Consider the following 2,785-nt stretch of genomic DNA (forward strand, 5'->3'; position numbering starts at 1 on the left):
GAGAGCAGCAAATCGGGCTTTCAGCCGACCTTTCGTCCCGCTGCGCCAACTCACGGTTTTCCATTTGGCGCTCGCCAGCATGTGTTCTGCCGCAATCGATAAGATATCCGGCACGTGGTGCTTTCGTAAGCGCTCAGCCGTGTCCCTGTTGAGACTGGCTTGACGCCTTGCGGAATCGCCACGGCATGAGGTCTTCGATTCTACCATGGGGATGGCCGTCGATGATCGCCTCGAGTGTTTCGGCGATGTAGCTGGCCGGATTGACGTCGTTGAGTTTGCAGGTGGCGACGATCGATGCCAGCAAGGCCCAGTTTTCGGCCCCGATTTCATGTCCGGCGAAGAGAGCGTTTTTCCTGGTCAAGCAGATTGGCCGGATGGCGTTCTCGACCGGGTTAGTGTCAAGCTCGAGACGTCCGTCTTCGAGGAAGCGCGTCAGCCCCTGCCAATGATTGAGCGCATAGCGGATATCCTCGGCGAGGGTCGAACCGCTGGAGATCATCGAAAGCTGTTTCTCGAACCACAGCTTTAACGTGGCTATCATTGGCAGCGAGTGCTCCTTGCGCGCGGCCAACCGGATGTCCGGCGATGAGCCACGCACCATGGCTTCGATGGCGTAAAGCTGCGCGATGTGCCGAACAGCGGCCTCGGCGATCGGTGACTTGCTGTTGCGCACCAATTTGACGAAGCGCCGGCGCAAATGGCTCCAGCAATGCACGAGCGTCCAAGGCCCTTGTGGTCGAACGACTTCGTTCAACCGGTCATAGCCGTCATAGGCGTCGCATTGCAGGTAGCGTCCGCCAAAGCCGTCCAGGAACTGCTGCGCGAAGGCACCGCTGCGACCGGGGGCATACCTGAACAACACGATCGGTGGACTTGGGCCGCTGTGGCCGCGGTCGTCGGAGGCGACCGCCCAGAAGTAGCCTTTCTTCGTTTGGCCGCGCCCCGGATCCAGTACCGGCGCCTTGGTCTCATCCATGAACAACCGATCCGCCATAGCCAGGTGGTGGCGCATGTGGTCCGCGATGGGCTGAAGGTGGAAGCAGGCGCGGCCAGACCAGTTGCCCAGCGTCGCCCGATCGAGCCGGATCCCCTGGCGCGCATAGATCTCGGCCTGACGGTAAAATGGCGTATGGTCGCCAAATTTGGAGACGATCACGTGCGCGATGGCCGCTTCGGTCGGCAGCCCGCCGGGCACGACGTGCTCCGGTGCGTGCGCCTGCACGACGGGCCCCGAACAGCGACGACAGATGTATTTCGGCCGGCGCGTGACCAGCACGCGCCATTGCGCCGGGATCACGTCGAGGCGCTTGCTGACGTCCTCGCCGATCTTCGTCATGGCGCCGCAACCGCACGGGCAGAGCGTGCTTGCAGGCTCGATGATCCGTTCCACGCGTGGCAAATGGGCAGGCAAGCAGCCGCGATTGCGATGAGAACCTTGATCCGGCACGCTCCGCGATCGGCCCTTGATCACAGCCTCGGCTCTCTCCTGCGCCGCGTCCAGGATGCCTTGCGCGATCTCCACGTCTTCCAACGGTAAGTGATACTGATCTGGCCGCAGCTTCTCGGACTTCGCGCCGAACCTGTCGCGCCGCAATTCGCCGAGGATGACCTCCAGCCGACGCCGCGCTTCCTCCGACGCCGCCAGCGCCCCCTGATGCTCGCTCAAGGCCGCCTGCGTTTGCGCCAAAAGCGCTTTCAGTTGTTCGTTTTCGTCGCGCAGCGCCGCGATGCTCATGCGCTATTTCGAGCACATCGCCGCCGCGCGTGCCACGCTCAAAATAGCTGCCGAGTCATTCTGCCGCAGTTATCCAGCGACCTGCGGGCGCCGCGCTTCTTCCGGGCGGACCAACCTCCAATCCAGCCCCTCGAACAAGGCCGCGAACATCGCCGGCGATATCCGCATCACGCCGTCTGCGATCGTTGGCCAAACAAACTTGCAACCTTCGAGACGCTTGTGCACCAACACCAGGCCCGTTCGATCCCAGACCAAAATCTTGATCCGGTCCGCTCGTTTCGATCGGAACACGAAGGCTGCGCCGCTGAACGGGTCGAGACGAAGCATCTCCTGCACCTTCGCCGCAAGCCCATCGTGGCCACAGCGGAAGTCGATCGGCCGCGTCGCGATGTAAATCTTCAGATCAGCACCGGCCGCGATCATCGTGACGCTCGCACCGCACGGATCACCCGGGACAGCTGCTCACCATCAATGGCCGTATCCGTCCGCAGCACGACATCACCGATCACGATCTCAAGCTTGATCGCCGGAGCAGGAAGCTCCTCCAAAGCACGTTCCACGACCAGCGGAGCGAATGTCGGCGGGGATGCCTCGCACGGCGGCAACATGCCTCGCTGTCGAAATCGCCGTCGCCAATCGTAGATCTGCCAGCGCGTCGCTCCGTGCTTGCGCGCGACCTCGGATACCTGGGCGCCGGGCAACAGACTCTCGGCGACAATCCGAGCTCTCTCAGCTTCCGAACGCACGCGGCGCCCCGACGGTCCTTCAAGAACTTCCAACCGGCTAACCGACCCCGCCGATGGGCCGTCCAAATGGACGTCTTTTTTGCTGTCCAATCCCATCCAAAACCTCCGTCCAAAGCCGGAGGCTTTCTTCGCATAGCTATCCAGATCCCGAAGCAAGGGTTAAGGCTAAGCGCTTACGTGCTTTCGTGGTTTCCCGCGGACTTTGGTAATCGGCCAAATGAGCTTCACATCAACCGGATACACCTTGAGGTGCCGAGGGATGCCGACGGCCCAGGCCAATCCGCGTTCTGTTAGCCCTTGTCGA

3 protein-coding genes and 2 pseudogenes are annotated in these 2,785 nt (G+C 62.0%); all 5 read right to left on the reverse strand.

Features of this window, described 5'->3' with window-relative positions; all coding sequences use genetic code 11:
* A pseudogene (locus tag I6F36_RS38400) lies at positions 1 to 132 on the reverse strand (IS701 family transposase); the annotation flags it as partial.
* Between the two features lies 1 nt (position 133).
* Entirely contained in the window at positions 134 to 1,735 is a 1,602-nt protein-coding gene (locus tag I6F36_RS38405; protein ID WP_225173240.1) for an IS66 family transposase, read from the reverse strand.
* A 69-nt stretch (positions 1,736 to 1,804) separates the two neighbouring features.
* Positions 1,805 to 2,158 (reverse strand): IS66 family insertion sequence element accessory protein TnpB, encoded by a 354-nt coding sequence (gene tnpB, locus I6F36_RS38410; RefSeq protein WP_106329899.1) that lies wholly within the window; start codon positions 2,156 to 2,158, stop codon positions 1,805 to 1,807.
* Entirely contained in the window at positions 2,155 to 2,577 is a 423-nt protein-coding gene (locus I6F36_RS38415; RefSeq protein ID WP_225143587.1) for a transposase, read from the reverse strand. Before I6F36_RS38415 ends, tnpB begins: the two co-directional genes overlap by 4 nt.
* 78 nt (positions 2,578 to 2,655) lie before the next feature.
* Positions 2,656 to 2,785: pseudogene (locus I6F36_RS38420) on the reverse strand (transposase); the annotation flags it as partial.

Origin of the sequence: Bradyrhizobium sp. BRP19 (assembly GCF_020194195.1) — a bacterium.
GTDB classification, from domain to species: Bacteria; Pseudomonadota; Alphaproteobacteria; order Rhizobiales; family Xanthobacteraceae; genus Bradyrhizobium; species Bradyrhizobium yuanmingense.